We start from the raw sequence: 16,205 nt of genomic DNA, 5'->3' as shown, positions 1-16,205 counted from the left end.
GGCTCGTGTGTTCGGCACACGACGTTCACCCTCTGGGACGCCCACGACCGCCCGGCGGTCGTGCGGCCGGGCGGTCGTGGGAGGGGCGGGTCGGACGACAGACAGGTCGGACGTGTCAGACGGAGACCGTGGACTGCCGCGTCGCGGGCTCCCGCTTCGTGGCCGTACGGCCCGCGACCAGGCGGTCCAGGCTCAGGGCGCCGGAACCGGTGAACACCAGCAGCAGGAAGGCCCAGCAGAACATCGCCGACGCCTCGCCGCCGTTCTCCATCGGCCACAGGGCGTTGGGCTGGTGCACCTTGAAGTACGCGTACGCCATGGAGCCCGAGGCGAGTAAGGCGGCGGGCCGGGTGCCGAGGCCGATCAACACCAGGCTGCCGCAGACGAGCTGGATCACGGCCGCGTACCAGCCGGGCCAGGCGCCGGCGTCGACGGTGCGGCCGGCGGCCTCCGCGCCGAGGACGCCGAAGAGCGAGGCCGCGCCGTGACAGGTGAAGAGCAGGCCGACGACGATGCGGTAGAGACCCACCGCATACGGCTGTGCGGCGTCGAGACGAGCGGACATGGTGGGGGGTGCTCCTTAGATGTGGGGCGGGACCGGTCCCGCATGGGGAGTGGGCCGGACCCGTCGTCGGGGGACGGCGGTGCTGACGAGCGGTCAATGTTAGGTCTGCCTAAACAATGCTTGCTAGTTCAACTTTTGGCCATCCTTCACAGAGCGCTCACAGCCAACCCCTGCATCAATTCCCCTGGCTATAGCCCTTTTTGACGTGCAATCAGATGACAGGCAGCCGCATCAGGAGGTGAGGTCGGATTCGGCCACCGTGCCGAGCGCCCCGTCCTTCTGCGCCTGCTCCAGTCGCAACCGGGCGGAACGGCCGTGCAGGGTCAGCGACATGAGCTGGTTGCCGAACCATGGCCCGCCCTTCTTGCGCCAGGTCACCGGAGGCTGCGGGCAGTGACCGTGCCGGCGCAGGCGCCGGCCGAGCGCGCGGGCCACGGCACTCCAGCCGAAGCGGAAGCCCACCCGGATCGACAGGGGAACGGAGTTGTGGACGGGAGAGCAGGTGAGCTGCAGCACCCGGGCGTCCGGTCCGGGCGACTCGCGCCAGCGCGCCTCGGCCACGTAGGCGTGGTGCACGTCCCCGGAGAGCACCAGCACGGTGGCCGGCGCCTCCGCTCCGGCTCCCGCCCCGGCTCCCGTGTCGGCGATCAGCTCCGCCAACTCGGCGAAGGACTCCGGGAAGGCCGCCCAGTGCTCCAGATCCGCTCCGCGCCGCAGTCTCTCCCCGAAGCGGGCCCAGCGTGCGCCGCGCTCCCCCCGGCACAGGGCGGCGTCCCATTCCTCGGCGTCGTGCACCAGATGCGGCAGCAGCCAGGGCAGCGAGGAGCCGACGAGGAGGTGGTCGTAGGAGCCGGGACGGTCGAGGACCTGGGCGCGCAGCCAGGCCCGCTCGCCCTCGTCGAGCATCGCGCGCCGGCTCTCGTCGAGGACCCTTGCCGCCCTGCTGTCGACGATCAGCAGCCGTACCCGCCCGAAGTCGCGCCGGTAGCTCCACCGCACGGACGCCGGGTCGGTGTCCGCCCGGTCGGCGAAGGCGCGCAGCACGTCGGTGCCGTCGGGTGCGTCGCGTACGGCGGCGTAGAGCGGGTCGGCGGCCAGCTCGGCGGGGGACAGGTTCCCGAGGTGCTGGTGCACCCAGTACGACATCAGTCCGCTCAGCACCCGCTCGTGCCACCAGGCGGTGGCCCGCATGTCGGTCACCCAGGCCGCGGAGGTGTTCCAGTCGTCGATCACGTCATGGTCGTCGAACACCATGCACGTCGGCACGGTGGACAGCAGCCAGCGCACCGCGGGGTCGCGCCAGGACTCGTAGTAGAGCCAGGTGTACTCCTCGTAGTCCGCGACCTCGGCGCCCGGCGGATCGGTCAGGCCGCGGCGGGCGTCGATCCGCTTCCGGGTCGCGTCGGAGACCTCGTCGGCGTACACCTGGTCGCCCAACAGCAGCAGGACGTCCGGGCGTTCGGCGGTCGGGTCGGCGGCGAGGCGCCTCGCCAGGCCGTCCAGGGCGTCGGGGCCGACCGGGTCGTTCCCGCCGGCCGGGGGCGCCGCCCAGCGGCAGGAGCCGAACGCCACCCGGACGGCGTCGCCGCCGCCCCTGTCCCCGTTCCCGTCGCGTTCGGCGGCGGCGGTCGCGGCAGCGGCTGCTGCTGCGGCGGCGGAGTGGATCTCGGAGGGCGGGAAGGGGGAGTCGGGCGGCGGCCACACGGGTGACCCGTCGAGGAAGACCTCGTAGGCCGTCGCGGTGCCCGCCGTCAGGCCGGTCACCTCGACCAGCGCGTAGTGGTGGCCCGCCACCTGGAAGGTGCGGGCGGCGCCGCCCGCACCGTCGGCGCAGCGCACCTCGGCGGCGCACGGACGGCTCGCCTCGACCCATACGGTCGCGGACGAGCCGTCGGCGTATCTCAGCAGTGGTCCCAGTCGCAGTCCGGCCACGTGATCGCCCTCCTCCGTCGCACCGTACGGTACGGAACGACGAGGGTCCCGGGGAGTGCCGTGGGCGTGCCGGGGCAGTGCCGGTCGGCCGCGGACGGGTCGGCAGTCGGTCAGCAGTCGGCCAGCGGTGGGGCCAGCGGTGGGGCCGGCGGTGGGGCCAGCGGTGGGGCCAGCAGTGGGGTCAGCAGCCGGCGAGGTAGCCCGTCAGCGCGCTCTTCTCGGCCGAGTCCACCGAGAGGTCGTAGTAGTACTTCACCTGGACCCAGGCGCGCACGTAGGTGCAGCGGTACGCGGTGCGCGACGGCATCCACTCGGCCGGGTCCTGGTCGCTCTTGGACTGGTTCACGTTGTCCGTGACGGCGATCAGCTGCGGGCGCGTGACGTCGTTGGCGAAGCCCTGGCGCTTGGCGGTGGTCCAGGCGCTCGCCCCCGAGTCCCAGGCCTCGGCGAGCGGGACCAGGTGGTCGATGTCGAGGTCGGAGGCGGCGGTCCAGGTGGCGCCGTCGTACGGGGAGTACCAGCTGCCGCTGGTGGCGGTGCAGGCGGAGTTGGTGACGACGTTCGTGCCGTCCCGCTTGAGGATGTACTCGCGGGTGTTGCAGGCGCCGCTGATGGTGATCCAGGTGGGGAACAGGTCGCGGTCGTAGCCGGTGCGGCTCTCGGCCTTCACGGTGAGCGAGGCGAGATAGGTGCGGGCGGTGGCGGCGGAGACCGGGGTGGGCAGGGCGGCGGAGGCGGTCGGGGACTGGAACAGCCCGACCGAGGCTATGAGGGCGGTGAGAACGGCTGTTGCGCTCAGCCGTCCACGCGCGTAGAACTTCGACATGTGAACTCCGTTGGGGAGGCGGGGTGTTGCAGCACGGGCGTGGAAATGCTCGTGCTGCCGTGTTGCGGGGAGATGTGCGCCCGGTGAGAAGCTAGTGACGAGTGCATGACACGACAAGGGTTGCGACGGAACGATCTCGTACACTGGACGGCGCAGAAGGGGAGTAGCTCTTCGCCGGACCGTCGACATACTGCTCAGCTCGTCTGAGCCGGCGCCCGGAGGCGAGTCCGTGTTGACGGGCCCGCCAGCGAGACCTTCGGCAAGCAGTGCACATCCGTGCCGCACGGCACGGATGACGTGTGCTGCCGTGCCGAGGCGTCTTCGTGAGGATCTTCGCAAGGACTGCAGCACTCTCGGCGGGGCGGCCTCCGACCGATAGAGGAACCTTGATCAGCATCACCGTGACGGCGCTCGTCTTCGGCGTCGTCTTCCTGGCCGAGCTGCCGGACAAGACCGCGCTGGCCGGACTCGTTCTCGGCACCCGCTACCGCGCCTCGTACGTCTTCGCCGGCATCGCCGCCGCCTTCGCCCTGCACGTCACGCTGGCCGTCGCGGCGGGCAGCGTGCTCACCCTGCTGCCGCAGCAGATCGTGCACGCGCTGACCGGCGTCCTCTTCCTCGGCGGCGCGGCCGTGCTGCTGCTGAAGAAGGACGAGGACGACGAGGAGGTCCGGCGGCCGCAGGACCAGTCCTTCTGGAAGGTCGCCGGGGCGGGCTTCATGCTGATCCTCGTCGCCGAGTTCGGCGACCTCACCCAGATCATGACGGCCAACCTGGCCGCTCGTTACGACGACCCGCTCTCCGTGGGCCTGGGCGCGGTGCTGGCGCTGTGGGCGGTGGCCGGCATCGGCATCGTCGGCGGAAAGGCCCTGATGAAGCGGGTGCCGCTGACGCTGATCACCCGGATCGCGGCCCTGCTGATGCTGCTGCTGGGCGTCTGGAGCCTCTGGGAGGCGATCGCCGGCTGAGGCGGGGTGGGGGCAAGGGGCTCCCCGGATGGGGTGGCGCCCGGGGGCGATTGTTTTGTACCGTGGGGGAACAAAGTGGCTCCCGCTCGTTTTCCCCTGACCGGCGGGCGGGGCCGCCTTGTCCTTACGTATCTGGAGCTGCTGATGCCGGTCCTCACCGCCCGCGCCCTCCTGCTCGACATGGACGGCACCCTCGTGAACTCGGACGCCGTCGTGGAGCGGATCTGGCGGCGCTGGGCCGACGCACACGGACTCGACGGCGACGAGGTCATGGAGGTCGCCCACGGCAGGCAGGGGCATGCCTCGATGGCCGTGCTGCTGCCCGGGCGGCCCATGCGGCTGAACCTCGAGGACAACGCGCGGATGCTGGCGGCGGAGACCGCCGACCTGGACGGCGTCGTCCCGGTGCCCGGCGCGCCGGAGTTCCTCGCCTCCCTGCGCGGCGTCCCGCACGCGCTGGTCACGTCGGCGGACGTCCCGCTGTCGACGGCCCGGATGGCCGCGGCGGGGCTGGAACTCCCCGAGGTGCGGGTGACCGCGGAGTCGGTGGGTGCGAGCAAGCCGGACCCCGAGGGCTTTTTGAAGGCTGCGGCGGAGCTGGGGGTCGACCCGGCGCGGTGCGTCGTCTTCGAGGACTCCGGGGCGGGCATCGCGGCGGGGCGGGCGGCCGGGATGCGGGTCGTCGGCGTGGGGCCGCGAGCGGCGGCACACGGGCCGGACGCGGTCGTGCGGGATCTTTGCGAAGTGCGGGTGGAGGTTGTGGGGGGCGCGGGGCGCGCAAGGGGCACGGGAGAGGCGGGGGAGCCGGGGGTGGCGGAGGTGCGGATCCGGGTCGGCTGAGCTGTCGTCCGGCCTGCCCTGCGTGTCGGGCTTGTTCTGCGCGCAGGCCCTGCCGTGCTTCCGGCTCCGCTCTCGTACTCGGCTTTCGTGCTCCGCTTCCGTGCTTCGGTGGCGTGCTCCCACTTCGAGTGGCGGCTAGGGTTCCTTCGTCTCCGACTCCAGGCGGGCCCGGGTCACCGGGCCGTACACGCCCAGACCGTCCTCCGTCGTCCCCCGGGACCACTGGTAGTTGCGCACGGCCTCCTCGACCTCGTCGGAGAAGGTGCCGTCGGCCTCGCCGTCGTAGAAGAACGCCGCTGTCAGCCGCAGTTGCAGTTCGGTCACCTCGGAGCCCTGGTCGCCGCGCCGCAGGGAGACGACGTCGGCGGAGCCTCTCTGGACGGCGTCGGCCCTCTTGTCGGGTCCCGGGGCGAGGGAGGCCTCGGCGGTCGGAGTCGCCGGGCTCGCCTCGGCCGACGGGGACGCGCTGGGCGAGGCGCTCTCCGGCGTCGCGGACGGCGACGGGCTCTCCCTCTCGGAGGGCGACGGCGGGGCCTTTGGGGCCGACGGGGACGCGGAGCGGCTCGCCGACGGCGACGCCGAGGACGCGCTGACGGAGGGGGCGGGCACGGCGGCCCGCACGTCCTTGGAGGCCGCGCTCTCGCGGGTCGGCTTCTCGTAGGAGAACAGTCCGGCGGCGAACCCGGCCGCCGTCACCACGGCGACGACGGCGCCGGTCGTCGCGACCAGCAGGACCCGGCGGCGGCGCGGACGGGGGCGCGTTTGCTCGCCGTCCGGGTGGGCCGCGCCGGCATACGCCGTCCCGAACAGTCGTAGATCGGTCGTGCTGGGCTCGGAGCCCGGAGGTGTGAGCGGCGTAAGTGGCGTGTGTGGCGTGTGTGGCGTGTGTGGCGTGAGCGTCGTGGGGAGTGTCGCCGTGGCGTCCGGCGGCGGGCCGGCGGGGTCCACGCGGCGCAGGGGCATGGTCGCGTCGGCCGGAACCGCCGCCATCGGCATCGTCACGTCGGTCGCGCGGGGCACACCGGTCGCGCGGGGCGTGTCGGCGGGGCCGGTCGTGCCGCGCGCGTTCGTGCCGTCCGGTTCCGCGTCGTCGAGCTCCACGTATGGCCGTATGCGCAACGGATCGAAGTCCTCCGCGGCGGCCGCCTCCGCCGTGCGCGTGTCGCGCAGGGCGTCCGAGGCCCGCCGGGCGCAGGTGCAGGACGGGGTGTTGTCGGGCGCGCGGAGCGCTCCGCACTCCGGGCACGGCAGTCCGGGCCGTCCCGGCCGCCTCTGCCACCCCGTCGGATCGATCACGTCTTCGGCCCTCCCTGTTCAAACTTCAAGCGATTATGCAGATCCTCCACACAACCGGTCGTCCGTGGCCCCGGAACGTCGAATTCCGTTGGGATTCGGAAGGACTCAAGAGGCCATAACGGGTCACACCGATCACGATGAAAGGGTCACCGAGCCTCAGGAGGCATCCATGGCGTTGGACGCGCACAGCCGCACGGCGGATCCGCGTCAGGAACACGTGTCCGGAAACGTTCTCGTCTCGATCGGCGCCCTGCTGCTCGGCATGCTCCTCGCCGCCCTGGACCAGACGATCGTGTCGACCGCCCTGCCGACGATCGTCAGCGAACTCGGTGGTATGGAGCATCTGTCCTGGGTGGTCACCGCGTATCTGCTGGCGTCGACGGCCGCGACCCCGCTGTGGGGCAAACTCGGCGACCAGTACGGGCGCAAGCGGCTGTTCGAGGCGGCGATCGTCCTCTTCCTGATCGGTTCGGCGCTGTGCGGAATGGCGCAAAACATGCCGCAGTTGATCGCTTTCCGTGCGCTTCAGGGGCTGGGCGGCGGCGGGTTGATGGTGCTGTCGATGGCGATCGTCGGCGACATCGTGCCACCGCGCGACCGTGGCCGCTACCAGGGCCTGTTCGGCGCGGTGTTCGGCGCCACCAGCGTCCTCGGCCCGCTGCTGGGCGGCCTGTTCACCGAGCACCTGAGCTGGCGCTGGGTGTTCTACGTCAACCTGCCCGTCGGCGTCGTGGCCCTCGCCGTCATCGCGGCCGTGCTGCGCATCCCGCGCAGAGCGACGAAACACGTCATCGACTACCTGGGCACCTTCCTCATCGCCTCGGTCGCCACCTGTCTGGTGCTGGTGGCCTCGCTCGGCGGCACCACCTGGGACTGGGGCTCGTCACAGATCGTCGGGCTGGCGGTACTGGGGGTTCTGCTGGCGGTCGCGTTCGTGACGGTGGAGCGGCGGGCGGCCGAACCGGTCCTGCCGCTCAAGCTGTTCCGCGTCCGCACCTTCACCCTCTCCGCCGTGATCAGCTTCATCATCGGCTTCGCGATGTTCGGCGCGATGACCTACCTGCCGACCTTCCTCCAGGTGGTGCACGGTGTCTCGCCGACCATGTCCGGCGTGCACATGCTGCCGATGGTGGTCGGCATGCTGATCTCCTCCACGGGGTCCGGCCAGATCGTCAGCCGCACCGGCCGCTGGAAGGTGTTCCCGGTCGCCGGCACCGCCGTCACGGCGCTCGGTCTGCTCCTCCTGCACCGGCTCGACGAGCACAGCTCCACGTTCGAGATGAGCGTCTGCTTCTTCGTCTTCGGCCTCGGCCTGGGCCTCGTCATGCAGGTGCTGGTGCTGATCGTGCAGAACGCGGTCCCCTACGAGGATCTCGGCGTCGCCACCTCCGGCGCGACCTTCTTCCGCTCCATCGGCGCCTCGTTCGGCGTCGCGATCTTCGGCACGATCTTCGCGGCCCGCCTCGGCGACAAGCTCGCGGACGCCTTCGCGGGCGTCCGGCTCCCGCCCGGGGTGTCGGCAGACGCGCTGGAGTCCGACCCGCGCGGCATCGCCGACCTGCCGTCCGACCTGCGTCCGAGCGTCCTGGACGCGTACGCCTCCGCGATCACCGACGTCTTCCTTTACGCCGCGCCCGTCGCGATCGTGGGCTTCGTCCTCGCCTGGTTCCTGCGGGAGGACCCGCTGCGCGCCTCGGTCACCGCCCCCGACGTCACCGAGACCCTCGCCAGCAACCCGGTGGAACGTTCCTCGTACGACGAGGTGTGCCGGGCACTGTCCGTCCTCGGCACCCGCGAGGGCCGCCGCGAGATCTACCGGACGATCACCGCACGCGCCGGCTACGACCTCGTCCCCGCCGCGAGCTGGCTGCTGCTGCGCATCAAGCGGTACGGCAGCGTGGAGCCGTCGATGGTGGCCGAACGCAGCTCCGTCCCGCTGGCGGTGGTCATCGAGGCGGCCCGGCAGATCGAGGGGCGGGGTCTCGCCGTCCGCCGGGGCCTGGACATGGTGCTGACCGACGAGGGCAGGGCGGCCGCCGAGCGGCTCGCCGCGGCCCGTGAGGAGTCACTGGCCGAACTGCTCGGCGACTGGTGGGGACCCGACCGCCCCACCGACCTGGTCCAGCTGGTCAGGGAGCTGACGGGCGAGCTGTGCGGCTCGGACCGGGAGCAGCCGCACGACCAACGGCCGGTGAACCGGCTCAACTGACCTGCGGGGCAAGAGATTTCGCGAACCAGTGGTCGGCGTAGGGATCGCTGTTGTACGGCTCGGTCTCGGCGTATCCCAGCCGGGCGTACAAGGCACGGGCCTCGGCCAGGTCGGCGCGGGTGTCGAGCACCACGCGGTCGGCGCCGAGCGCGCGGGCGGCGTCCTCCGCGGCCCGGACGAGGAGCGGGGCGCCGCCCCTGCCGCGCAGACCCTCCCGCACGAAGACCCGGGTGAGCTCGGCGGTCGTCGCGTCCAGCAGCCGTACGCCGGCGGTGCCCGCCGGTTCGCCACCGTACCGGCCTACCAGCAACTGCCCGGTGGGCGGGGAGAGTTCGGCGCCGGTGTGGGCGGCGATCTCCCGGTCCAGCTCGGCGGGTCCGGTGCGGCGCCCCTCGTGCAACAGGTAGTAACGGTCGCTGACCTCGGTGTAGTAAGCCCGCCAGAGCGCCGCGGCGTCGGGGGAGTCGAAGGGCTCGGGGGCGATGGTCCACGGCGACGGGGTCGGGCCCGGGGGCGGCGTCGGGGTCGGGGTCCGCGTGGGCGTCGGGCCCGAGGTCGGGGTCCGCGTGGGCGTCGGGCCCGAGGTCGGGGCCGGGGTGGGGGTGGGGGTCGTCATGCGGACATTGTCGGAAGGCGGCACCGCTGCCCCGCAAGCGAATTTGCCCGTGCCGGCGCCGGCGCCCGCGCCCGCGCCGGCGCCCGCGCCCGTGCCGGCGCCCGGGCCCGTGCCGGGGCCCGTTCCGAGGTCCGCTCGGTGTGGGAGGCCGTTTGGGAGGGGCCGTCCGGGCAACCCGAGTCAGGAACCGGCCCGTGGGGCCGACACACCGGAAGGCAAGGCATGTCCACAGGAGTGATCATCGCTCTGATCGTGGTCGTGGCGGCCGTAGTCGCCGTCGCGGCCGTCCTGGCCGTGCGGGCCCGCGGCTCGCACGGCGGACGCAGCCTGAAGCACCGCTTCGGGCCCGAGTACGACCGGGCGGTCGCCCGGCACGACGGAGACGTCAAGGCCGCGGAGCGAGAGCTCGACGCTCTCGTGGAGCGGCACGGCGGCCTGCGCGAGCGCCCGCTGGAGGCCGCCGAACGCGAGCGCTTCGAGGCTCGTTGGACGGCCGCCCAGGAGCGGTTCGTCGACTCGCCCCGGGAAGCGGTCGCCGAGGCGGACCGGCTGATCGCGGAAGTCGCCGGAGCCCGGGGCTTCCCGGACGGCGGCCAGCACGAGGAGCAGCTCGCCGCGCTCTCCGTCCACCACGCGCACCGCGTCCACGGCTACCGCCGCGTCCATCGCGTCGCCCGCTTCTCGGCAGGCGGCGACGGCACGCGTCACGCGGGCTCGGCCGACGCTCCGGGGACGGACGGCGGCCACGCGCCCGGCACCGAGGACATGCGGGCCGCCATGGTCGAGGCCCGCGCTCTCTTCGACGACCTGGTCGGCCCGGCCCGCCGCGACCCCGGCCACGACCGCGCGGCACAGCCCGCGACCCGGGAACCCTCCAGCTCAGGCCACCACCTGCCGTGGGGCTTCCACCGCCACCAGACGAAGGAGGGCTGACCGTCATGCCGGACATGACACCGAGCAAGGGCGCCGGCCCGGAGAACCGCGAACCGGCCGACGACCGCCGGTCCGCCACCCGGCGCGACGAAACCCCGTCGCCCTACGAGCCGCCGCGGCCCCCCGAGCCGCCGACTCACGAGCCGCCGACTCACAAGACGGCCCTGCCGGGCGAGACGAGTCGGGCGCCGAGGGGAGAGGCGAAGAAGGCGACGGAGGCGACGGAGGACTCCGGACGCACGACGACGGCCTCCGCCACACCGCTCCCCGCAACGCCCGGCCCGACCGGCACCAACCGCACGGCCGGATCAACGGGCACCGCTGAACCAACGGGCACCACCGAACCAACGGGCACCGCTGAACCAACGGGCACCACCGGCTCGACGTCCCGAACGGGAGTCGCCGGAGGTACGGCGGCCGAGGCCGGTGAGGGGGCCGCCGGCGCCGGTCCCCACGACGGCCGCAGCACCTCGTCCCTCCTCCCGGACGAGGAGTGCGACCGGATCGCCACCCGCCTGCGGCACGCCGTCGTCGGGTTCGTCGACGGTCCCCGGGACGCCGTGGCGGAGGCCGACGAGGCGCTGGAGGAGCTCGCCGGACACCTCACCGAGGCCGTGGACCGCCGCCGTCGTACCCTGCGCGGCTCCTGGCATCCGGAGGGCGGCGGAAAGGAAGGCGGCGCAAAGGCGGGCGCAGGCAAGGAGCGCGCGCCGGCGGCCGCCACGACCGTCGACACCGAGCAACTGCGGCTGGCCCTGCGGGACTACCGCGAACTCACGGAGCGGCTGCTGCACCTCTGACCGCTCCCCTGCACGGCTGGCTCAGCCCCGCTGAGCCTGTGTCACTGCCGCTCAGTCCCGCGGCGCGTCCTCGGCCGCCGCCCGGCGCTCCCGCCACTCCCGTACGACCGTTTCGACGTCGTACGGCTTCATGCCCAGCGGGGGGCCGGGCGGCGGCTTGAACATCATGTCGCGCAGTTTCTCGTTGACGTCCGTGATGATCTTCCGGACGAGGCGTTCCGACGGAGCCGCGTACGCCGCCGCCAGAGCGTCCTCCGCCTCCTTGCGCAGGGCGAGGGTCGGCGGCAGCACGGAGAGGCCCTCGCGGGCCAACTTCCGCTTGACCCACCAGAGTTCGTCGTACGAGGTGTCGGTAACGGCCGGCAACGGCTTTCCCGCGCCCGGCAGTCGGTCGAAATCGCCGCGCCGCTCGGCGTCGCGGATCTGTTTGTCGACCCAGGACTCGAACGGGACACCCGGTGGCTTTCGCTCGGTCATGCGTCCATTGTGCCGGACGCCATGGGCCCGGGCGATTTACCATGCGTCGGCTGTACACGCACACTTAGGACACAGGACGCCGACAGGCATGCCGAAGACATCTCAAGGGGAGCGCACGTGCTCGAACTGACCATGGCCACCGTCTCCGGGACGGAAGAGGGCGCCACGGCCGGCATGCTGATGGCCGACTCGCCGAGCGACCCGGGCGCCGTGCTGCGGGTGGGCAGGGACAGGTCCGTGTGCCGTCTCGCGACCCCCGACGACTGGCTGTTCGTCTCCCGTGTGCACCTGGAGTTCCTGTGCGGCCCCGACGGCACCTGGCAGGTGTCGTGGCTGCGCGGCTCGCAGGACGAGCCGTCCTCCGAGGTGCGGCTGGTGATCGGGCAGTACACCCAGTCGCTCGTGTACGGCGGGACGCTGCCGCTGGCGGGCTCCGGCGAGATCATCGTGTACGACCGCACCGGGCCGCGCAGCGTCAACGTGGGCTTCTACCACGAGGGCTGAACCACCCGCCCCGCCGTCCCGGAACCCGGCAGGGGCTTACAGAAGGCTGCAGAAGGGCTGCGGAGGGGGGCTACGCCGGGGGCTGGGGCTACGCCAGGACGCGCGCCAGTGCGAAACCGTCGTAGCCCTTCGCCCCCACCGTCTGGATCGCAGTGCCGCTCAGCCTCGGATGCGAGCCGATCAGCTCGATCGCGCCGCGGATGCCGCGAATGTCCTCGGCGTCACTGTGCGCGTCGGCGACCCGGCCACCCCGCACGACGTTGTCGACGACGATGAGGCTGCCCGCGCTCGTGAGCCTCAGCGCCCACTCCAGATAATGGACGTTGTTGCTCTTGTCGGCGTCGATGAAGACCAGGTCGAACGGGGGCGGGTTCTCGTCCGCCAGCCGCGGCAGCGACTCCAGCGCCGCGCCGACCCGCACCTCGACCACCTTGTCGAGGCCCGCGCGGGCGATGTTGCGGACGGCGACCTCCGCGTGCCGGGGCTCGTACTCCAGGGAGATCAGCCGGCCGTCGGCGGGCAGCGCGCGGGCCAGCCAGATCGTGCTGTAGCCGCCGAGCGTGCCGATCTCCAGGATCTGCCGGGCCCCCTGCACCTCCGCGAAGAGCTGCAGCAGCTTGCCCTGGTTCGCCGTCACGCTGATGTGCGGCAGCCCGGCGGCCTCGCTGTCCCGTAGCGCGGCGGCCATCACCTCGTCGTCGGGGGCGAGACGGCCGGTGAAGTAGGCGTCGACGGCGTCCCAGACCTGCGACTCGCTCATGGCTCAGCCTCTCGTGTGCCTGACATGTCGGACGGCATGTCGGTGACAAATGGTTAGACGCGCTAACAAGCCGTGTCAACGACGCCCGCCACGGACGACGCCCGTCCGCCCGCGCCGTACGGCTCCCCACGGCCGGAATGCACCCGTTCGGAGCAAGGAGAGCGGTCGGCTGCCCGAGTGCGGTCGTCGGGCGAGGCGGGCGAGGCGGTGGAAGTGCCGCCGTAAACACACCACACGTCACATCACCCCAGCACTCTCCGTACGCCCACCCCACCTGGGGTGCCACAAAGGTGCGGCGTGAGAGCCCATTCCGTTCTCTCGGCGATCCGGATTCCGCCCCTCGCGGGCAACTGGCGAGCAGCCTAGCGGAGGCGACCGGTCCGCCGGACGCACTATCCTCTACCGGGCAAAAGGAGCGAAAACGCCGAGTGGAACGGGGGCCGGCGTTCTTCGTGTGCGTGGGGGAGACGTGCGCTTCAGGAGAGGCGTCGCACGATCCCGCGCAGCGCGCGTGAACGAACGGGCGGGAGGCCACAGAGCGTGGCGAATGCGGAACACAGCGGGCGGACGGCGGAACCCTTCGTACCGGCGGCCGGCAGGGCCGACCCGGCCGGCCGAGTCGACCTGGCCGCCACGGTCGACCCGGCCGTCACGGTCGACCCGGCCGTCACGGTCGACCCTGCCGGGGCGCGTCTGCGTGCGGTCCGCCTCGGCCTCTGGCTGGTGGCGGCCCTCCTCGCCGTACGCCAGGTGGTTGTCGTCCTCGGCACCCCGCGCGGGGAACGGCTGACCGACCTGGAGACCTGGGTCGGACCCGACGGCGTACTGCACGTCAACGGCTCGCTCTACGGCTCCACCCGCTTCACCGGCACCCCCTTCGGCGGGCTGGTCCTCAAACCCCTCACCCGGGCCGCCGAGCAGGCCCTCGGCTGGGGCTGGACCTTCGGCACGCTGCTGCTGGTCGCCGCCCTCGGCGTGATCGCCGCCCGCAACCTGCCCCGGCCGCCCGGCAGACGGACCGCACTGCTCGCCGCACCGGTCGCGACCAGCCTGCTCATGCTGTCGCTGCCCGTGCGCAACGCGTTCTGGCTGGGCCAGACCAGCATCATCCCGGTCCTGCTCGTCGTCCTCGGCTGCTTCGTCGCACGGGACTGGCGGGCCACCGGCGCCCTCATCGGCCTGGCCGCCGCCCTCCAGCCCGCGGTCCTGCTCTTCGCCGCACTGCTCTGGTTCGCCGGCCGCCGCCGCGCCGCGGCCGCCTCCGGTGCCGTCTTCGCCGGCGTCACGCTGCTCACCTGGGCGGCCATGCCGCGCGACTCGTACATCTACTGGGTGCACCACCTGGCGGGCACCGGCCTCGGCGGCGACGCGGACGCCCTCGCCAACCAGTCCCTGCACGGCGCCCTGCTGCGTATCGGCCTCTCCGGGCCGCTCGAGATCGGCCTGTTCCTGTCGCTCGCCGCGGCCGTCGCGAGCCTCGGCGTGCGCCGGGCGGTCCGCTACGCACGCGACGGCCAACTGCTGCTGGCGGTCGCCGTGACCGGCTGTGCGGCCATCGCCGTCTCGCCCACGACCTGGCAGCACCAGCTGCTGTGGGTGCTGCCGGCGGTGGTCGGCCGGGTCGGCAGGCGAGCCTCCGGCCGCTGTCTCTGGCCGGTGGCGGTCATCATGGTGATGACGCTCCCCGGGGACATGCTGCTGCCCCACACGGCGGCCCTGGACCCGCTGCGCGACAACGCGGTGCTGCTGGCAGCGGTCGCCGCCGCCACGCTCGTCCCCTTCCTGCCGCGGACGTCCCCCTACTACCGGAAGCCGATTCCGGCCGAGCACGCCCCGCCGGTCCCCGCCCGCTTCGGGCGCGTGCCGCTGCTGCCGTTCCTCAAGCGCGTCCTGACCCGCCCCAACCTGCTGCTGGAACTGCTGCTGATCCGCGTCACGTACGCGGCCTACCAGCAGGTCCGGCTGGCGGCGACCGGCGGCACGAACTCCGGCGGACGGGCGCGCGCGGAGACGCACGGACAGCAGATCCTCGACAGCGAGCGGTTGCTGCACATCGACGTGGAGCGCGCGGTCAACCACTGGGTGGCCGGGGTCGGTTGGCTGCGGGACTTCTTCGACTTCTACTACACCTCCTTCCACTTCGCCGTCCCCCTGACGGTCCTCGCCGTGCTGTACGTGCGCCGTCCGGCCGACTACCGCTGGGCCCGCGCGTCCCTCGGCTTCGCGACCCTGCTGGCGCTGGTCGGCTTCTGGCTCTACCCGCTGGCCCCGCCGCGCCTGATGCCGGGCCTGGGCGTCATCGACACGGTCCACGGCGTCCAGGACTTCTCCAAGCCGGACTACGGCACCCTCACCGCGCTCACCAACCAGTACGCGGCGATGCCGTCCCTGCACTTCGGCTGGTCCCTGTGGTGCGGCATGGTCATCGCGATCGTCGCCCGGAGACGGTGGGTGAAGGCCCTCGGCCTGCTGCACCCGTTCCTCACCGCCTCGTCCATCGTGGCCACCGGCAACCACTGGGTGCTGGACGCGGCCGGCGGCGCAGCGGTGGTACTGGCCGGCTTCGGCCTGTCCTACCTGCTGCTGGGGCCCCGCGCCCAGACGGCGGCGGTGACGGGGGTGACGGCGGGTTCGGCGGCGGGTTCGGCGGCGAGCGGGAGCACGGCGGACGATCCGGCACCGCCGTTGGCGCCGACGCCGACGCCAGCGCGGGCGCGGACGTCGGCGCCGCGCAAGGACCCGGCCCCGAGATGATCACCCCACCTCCTTACCGCCGCCCACCCCCTGTACCCTCCCCCGGGTGACTGCAGACAGGGGAGTTCGAGTTCGGGTGGGCGCCACGGCATGAGCGACGACGAGCCCGAGATCACTGCGGCTGCCGGGGGCCAGGCCGGGGTCGAGGCCGCTGCCGGACCTGCCGGCGTGGGAGCGAGCCGCGGGCGCCGGCGCAACCCCGTCCTCTGGCTCCTGCTCTCGGTACTGTCCAGCGCACTGACGTTCTTCACCTGGATCTGGGGAGCCGTCTCCGGCGGCCTGGACGTGGGAGAGACATGCGCCCTGCGCGGACAGCCCTATGACGGCGCCTACCGCGGCGAACACTTGCGCGAGTCGATGCAGATCTTCCCCCTGCACAACAAATGCAACGAGTCCTACGACCTGGTCCCGGTCTGGATCAATCCGGCGCTGGTCCTGTTCTCCCTCGTCGCCGCGGGCAGCCTCCTCGCGGCCTGCTGGACCACGTTCGTCCGGGTCCGGCGGTTCTGGCGGAGGCGGCAGACCGCCCGCTGACGTCGCTCAACGGTCGGCGGTCCCGGTCACGTCCGAAGACGGCGCGGACGGCTGCGCCCCCGCCCACGGGAAGAGCAGAGGTCGACACTGCCGCCACGCGGAAGCCGCCACAGACGAGGTCAGTCCGCTTTCGGCCAACGGGCGCCGTGAGGTGGTCTCTGTGCTTGACCCTTGTTCGGTTTTGTGGCGCG

At 72.5% G+C, this 16,205-nt stretch carries 15 protein-coding genes; 8 read left to right on the top strand and 7 right to left on the bottom strand.

Annotation, left to right across the window (positions count from 1 at the left end; translation table 11 throughout):
* Positions 1 to 115: 115 nt before the first annotated feature.
* The 3 genes from QA802_RS13510 to QA802_RS13500 all read right to left on the bottom strand — a co-directional run bounded on the left by QA802_RS13510 (position 116) and on the right by QA802_RS13500 (position 3,323).
* Entirely contained in the window at positions 116 to 565 is a 450-nt protein-coding gene (locus QA802_RS13510) for a DoxX family protein (protein WP_319169725.1), read from the bottom strand.
* 231 nt (positions 566 to 796) lie between these two features.
* A complete protein-coding gene (locus tag QA802_RS13505) occupies positions 797 to 2,497 on the bottom strand; it encodes an alkaline phosphatase D family protein (protein ID WP_334521707.1) in 1,701 nt (566 codons plus the stop codon).
* A 181-nt stretch (positions 2,498 to 2,678) separates the two neighbouring features.
* Positions 2,679 to 3,323 carry an HNH endonuclease family protein gene (locus QA802_RS13500; RefSeq protein WP_334521705.1) on the bottom strand — a complete coding sequence of 215 codons (645 nt, stop codon included), beginning with the start codon at positions 3,321 to 3,323 and terminating at the stop codon, positions 2,679 to 2,681.
* A gap of 386 nt (positions 3,324 to 3,709) precedes the next feature.
* Between QA802_RS13500 and QA802_RS13495 the strand changes: the two genes are divergently transcribed.
* Both QA802_RS13495 and QA802_RS13490 read left to right on the top strand, forming a co-directional pair.
* Positions 3,710 to 4,291 (top strand): TMEM165/GDT1 family protein, encoded by a 582-nt coding sequence (locus QA802_RS13495; protein WP_334521703.1) that lies wholly within the window; start codon positions 3,710 to 3,712, stop codon positions 4,289 to 4,291.
* A gap of 144 nt (positions 4,292 to 4,435) precedes the next feature.
* Positions 4,436 to 5,131 carry an HAD-IA family hydrolase gene (locus QA802_RS13490; RefSeq protein WP_334521700.1) on the top strand — a complete coding sequence of 232 codons (696 nt, stop codon included), beginning with the start codon at positions 4,436 to 4,438 and terminating at the stop codon, positions 5,129 to 5,131.
* Between the two features lie 135 nt (positions 5,132 to 5,266).
* Here the strand turns inward: QA802_RS13490 and QA802_RS13485 are convergent, their stop codons facing one another.
* On the bottom strand, positions 5,267 to 6,427 hold the full coding sequence (locus tag QA802_RS13485) for a peptidoglycan-binding domain-containing protein (protein ID WP_334521697.1): 1,161 nt from the start codon (positions 6,425 to 6,427) through the stop codon (positions 5,267 to 5,269).
* A 169-nt stretch (positions 6,428 to 6,596) separates the two neighbouring features.
* Here QA802_RS13485 and QA802_RS13480 point away from each other — a divergent pair, with 169 nt between their 5' ends.
* Complete coding sequence (locus tag QA802_RS13480; protein WP_334521695.1) at positions 6,597 to 8,636, top strand: MDR family MFS transporter; 2,040 nt, start codon at positions 6,597 to 6,599, stop codon at positions 8,634 to 8,636.
* Here the strand turns inward: QA802_RS13480 and QA802_RS13475 are convergent.
* Complete coding sequence (locus tag QA802_RS13475; protein WP_334521693.1) at positions 8,629 to 9,252, bottom strand: GNAT family N-acetyltransferase; 624 nt, start codon at positions 9,250 to 9,252, stop codon at positions 8,629 to 8,631. The genes QA802_RS13480 and QA802_RS13475 overlap by 8 nt on opposite strands.
* A 222-nt stretch (positions 9,253 to 9,474) precedes the next feature.
* On the opposite strand from QA802_RS13475, the gene QA802_RS13470 reads away from it, so the two are divergent.
* Both QA802_RS13470 and QA802_RS13465 read left to right on the top strand, forming a co-directional pair.
* Positions 9,475 to 10,185 carry a hypothetical protein gene (locus tag QA802_RS13470; protein ID WP_334521690.1) on the top strand — a complete coding sequence of 237 codons (711 nt, stop codon included), beginning with the start codon at positions 9,475 to 9,477 and terminating at the stop codon, positions 10,183 to 10,185.
* A 5-nt stretch (positions 10,186 to 10,190) separates the two neighbouring features.
* Positions 10,191 to 10,985, top strand: a complete 795-nt coding sequence (locus QA802_RS13465; RefSeq protein ID WP_334521687.1) for a hypothetical protein — start codon at positions 10,191 to 10,193, stop codon at positions 10,983 to 10,985.
* A 51-nt stretch (positions 10,986 to 11,036) separates the two neighbouring features.
* Here QA802_RS13465 and QA802_RS13460 read toward each other — a convergent pair whose 3' ends face one another.
* The gene (locus QA802_RS13460; RefSeq protein ID WP_334521684.1) at positions 11,037 to 11,462 is read right to left on the bottom strand and encodes a DnaJ family domain-containing protein; all 426 of its coding nucleotides are present in this window, start codon (positions 11,460 to 11,462) and stop codon (positions 11,037 to 11,039) included.
* Positions 11,463 to 11,579: 117 nt separating this feature from the next.
* On the opposite strand from QA802_RS13460, the gene QA802_RS13455 reads away from it, so the two are divergent.
* A complete protein-coding gene (locus QA802_RS13455) occupies positions 11,580 to 11,966 on the top strand; it encodes a hypothetical protein (protein WP_306952795.1) in 387 nt (128 codons plus the stop codon).
* An 88-nt stretch (positions 11,967 to 12,054) separates the two neighbouring features.
* Here the strand turns inward: QA802_RS13455 and QA802_RS13450 are convergent, their stop codons facing one another.
* On the bottom strand, positions 12,055 to 12,726 hold the full coding sequence (locus tag QA802_RS13450; RefSeq protein ID WP_334521681.1) for an O-methyltransferase: 672 nt from the start codon (positions 12,724 to 12,726) through the stop codon (positions 12,055 to 12,057).
* A 540-nt stretch (positions 12,727 to 13,266) separates the two neighbouring features.
* Here QA802_RS13450 and QA802_RS13445 point away from each other — a divergent pair.
* Both QA802_RS13445 and QA802_RS13440 read left to right on the top strand, forming a co-directional pair.
* Positions 13,267 to 15,480, top strand: a complete 2,214-nt coding sequence (locus QA802_RS13445) for a bifunctional glycosyltransferase 87/phosphatase PAP2 family protein (RefSeq protein ID WP_443042105.1) — start codon at positions 13,267 to 13,269, stop codon at positions 15,478 to 15,480.
* Between the two features lie 90 nt (positions 15,481 to 15,570).
* Positions 15,571 to 16,014 carry a hypothetical protein gene (locus QA802_RS13440; RefSeq protein ID WP_334521678.1) on the top strand — a complete coding sequence of 148 codons (444 nt, stop codon included), beginning with the start codon at positions 15,571 to 15,573 and terminating at the stop codon, positions 16,012 to 16,014.
* The last annotated feature ends 191 nt before the right edge of the window (positions 16,015 to 16,205 follow it).

Origin of the sequence: Streptomyces sp. B21-105 (genome assembly GCF_036898465.1) — a bacterium.
GTDB lineage: Bacteria > Actinomycetota > Actinomycetes > Streptomycetales > Streptomycetaceae > Streptomyces.
This window is presented reverse-complemented; position numbering and strand designations above follow the sequence as displayed.

What these genes read in the sequence shown, in the direction of transcription:
- QA802_RS13510 (WP_319169725.1), bottom strand. Translation starts at nt 565, where the DNA reads ATGTCCGCTCGTCTCGACGCCGCACAGCCGTATGCGGTGGGTCTCTAC.
- QA802_RS13500 (WP_334521705.1), bottom strand. Translation starts at nt 3,323, where the DNA reads ATGTCGAAGTTCTACGCGCGTGGACGGCTGAGCGCAACAGCCGTTCTC.
- QA802_RS13490 (WP_334521700.1), top strand. Translation starts at nt 4,436, where the DNA reads ATGCCGGTCCTCACCGCCCGCGCCCTCCTGCTCGACATGGACGGCACC.
- QA802_RS13480 (WP_334521695.1), top strand. Translation starts at nt 6,597, where the DNA reads ATGGCGTTGGACGCGCACAGCCGCACGGCGGATCCGCGTCAGGAACAC.
- QA802_RS13475 (WP_334521693.1), bottom strand. Translation starts at nt 9,252, where the DNA reads ATGACGACCCCCACCCCCACCCCGGCCCCGACCTCGGGCCCGACGCCC.
- QA802_RS13470 (WP_334521690.1), top strand. Translation starts at nt 9,475, where the DNA reads ATGTCCACAGGAGTGATCATCGCTCTGATCGTGGTCGTGGCGGCCGTA.
- QA802_RS13465 (WP_334521687.1), top strand. Translation starts at nt 10,191, where the DNA reads ATGCCGGACATGACACCGAGCAAGGGCGCCGGCCCGGAGAACCGCGAA.
- QA802_RS13460 (WP_334521684.1), bottom strand. Translation starts at nt 11,462, where the DNA reads ATGACCGAGCGAAAGCCACCGGGTGTCCCGTTCGAGTCCTGGGTCGAC.
- QA802_RS13450 (WP_334521681.1), bottom strand. Translation starts at nt 12,726, where the DNA reads ATGAGCGAGTCGCAGGTCTGGGACGCCGTCGACGCCTACTTCACCGGC.
- QA802_RS13440 (WP_334521678.1), top strand. Translation starts at nt 15,571, where the DNA reads ATGAGCGACGACGAGCCCGAGATCACTGCGGCTGCCGGGGGCCAGGCC.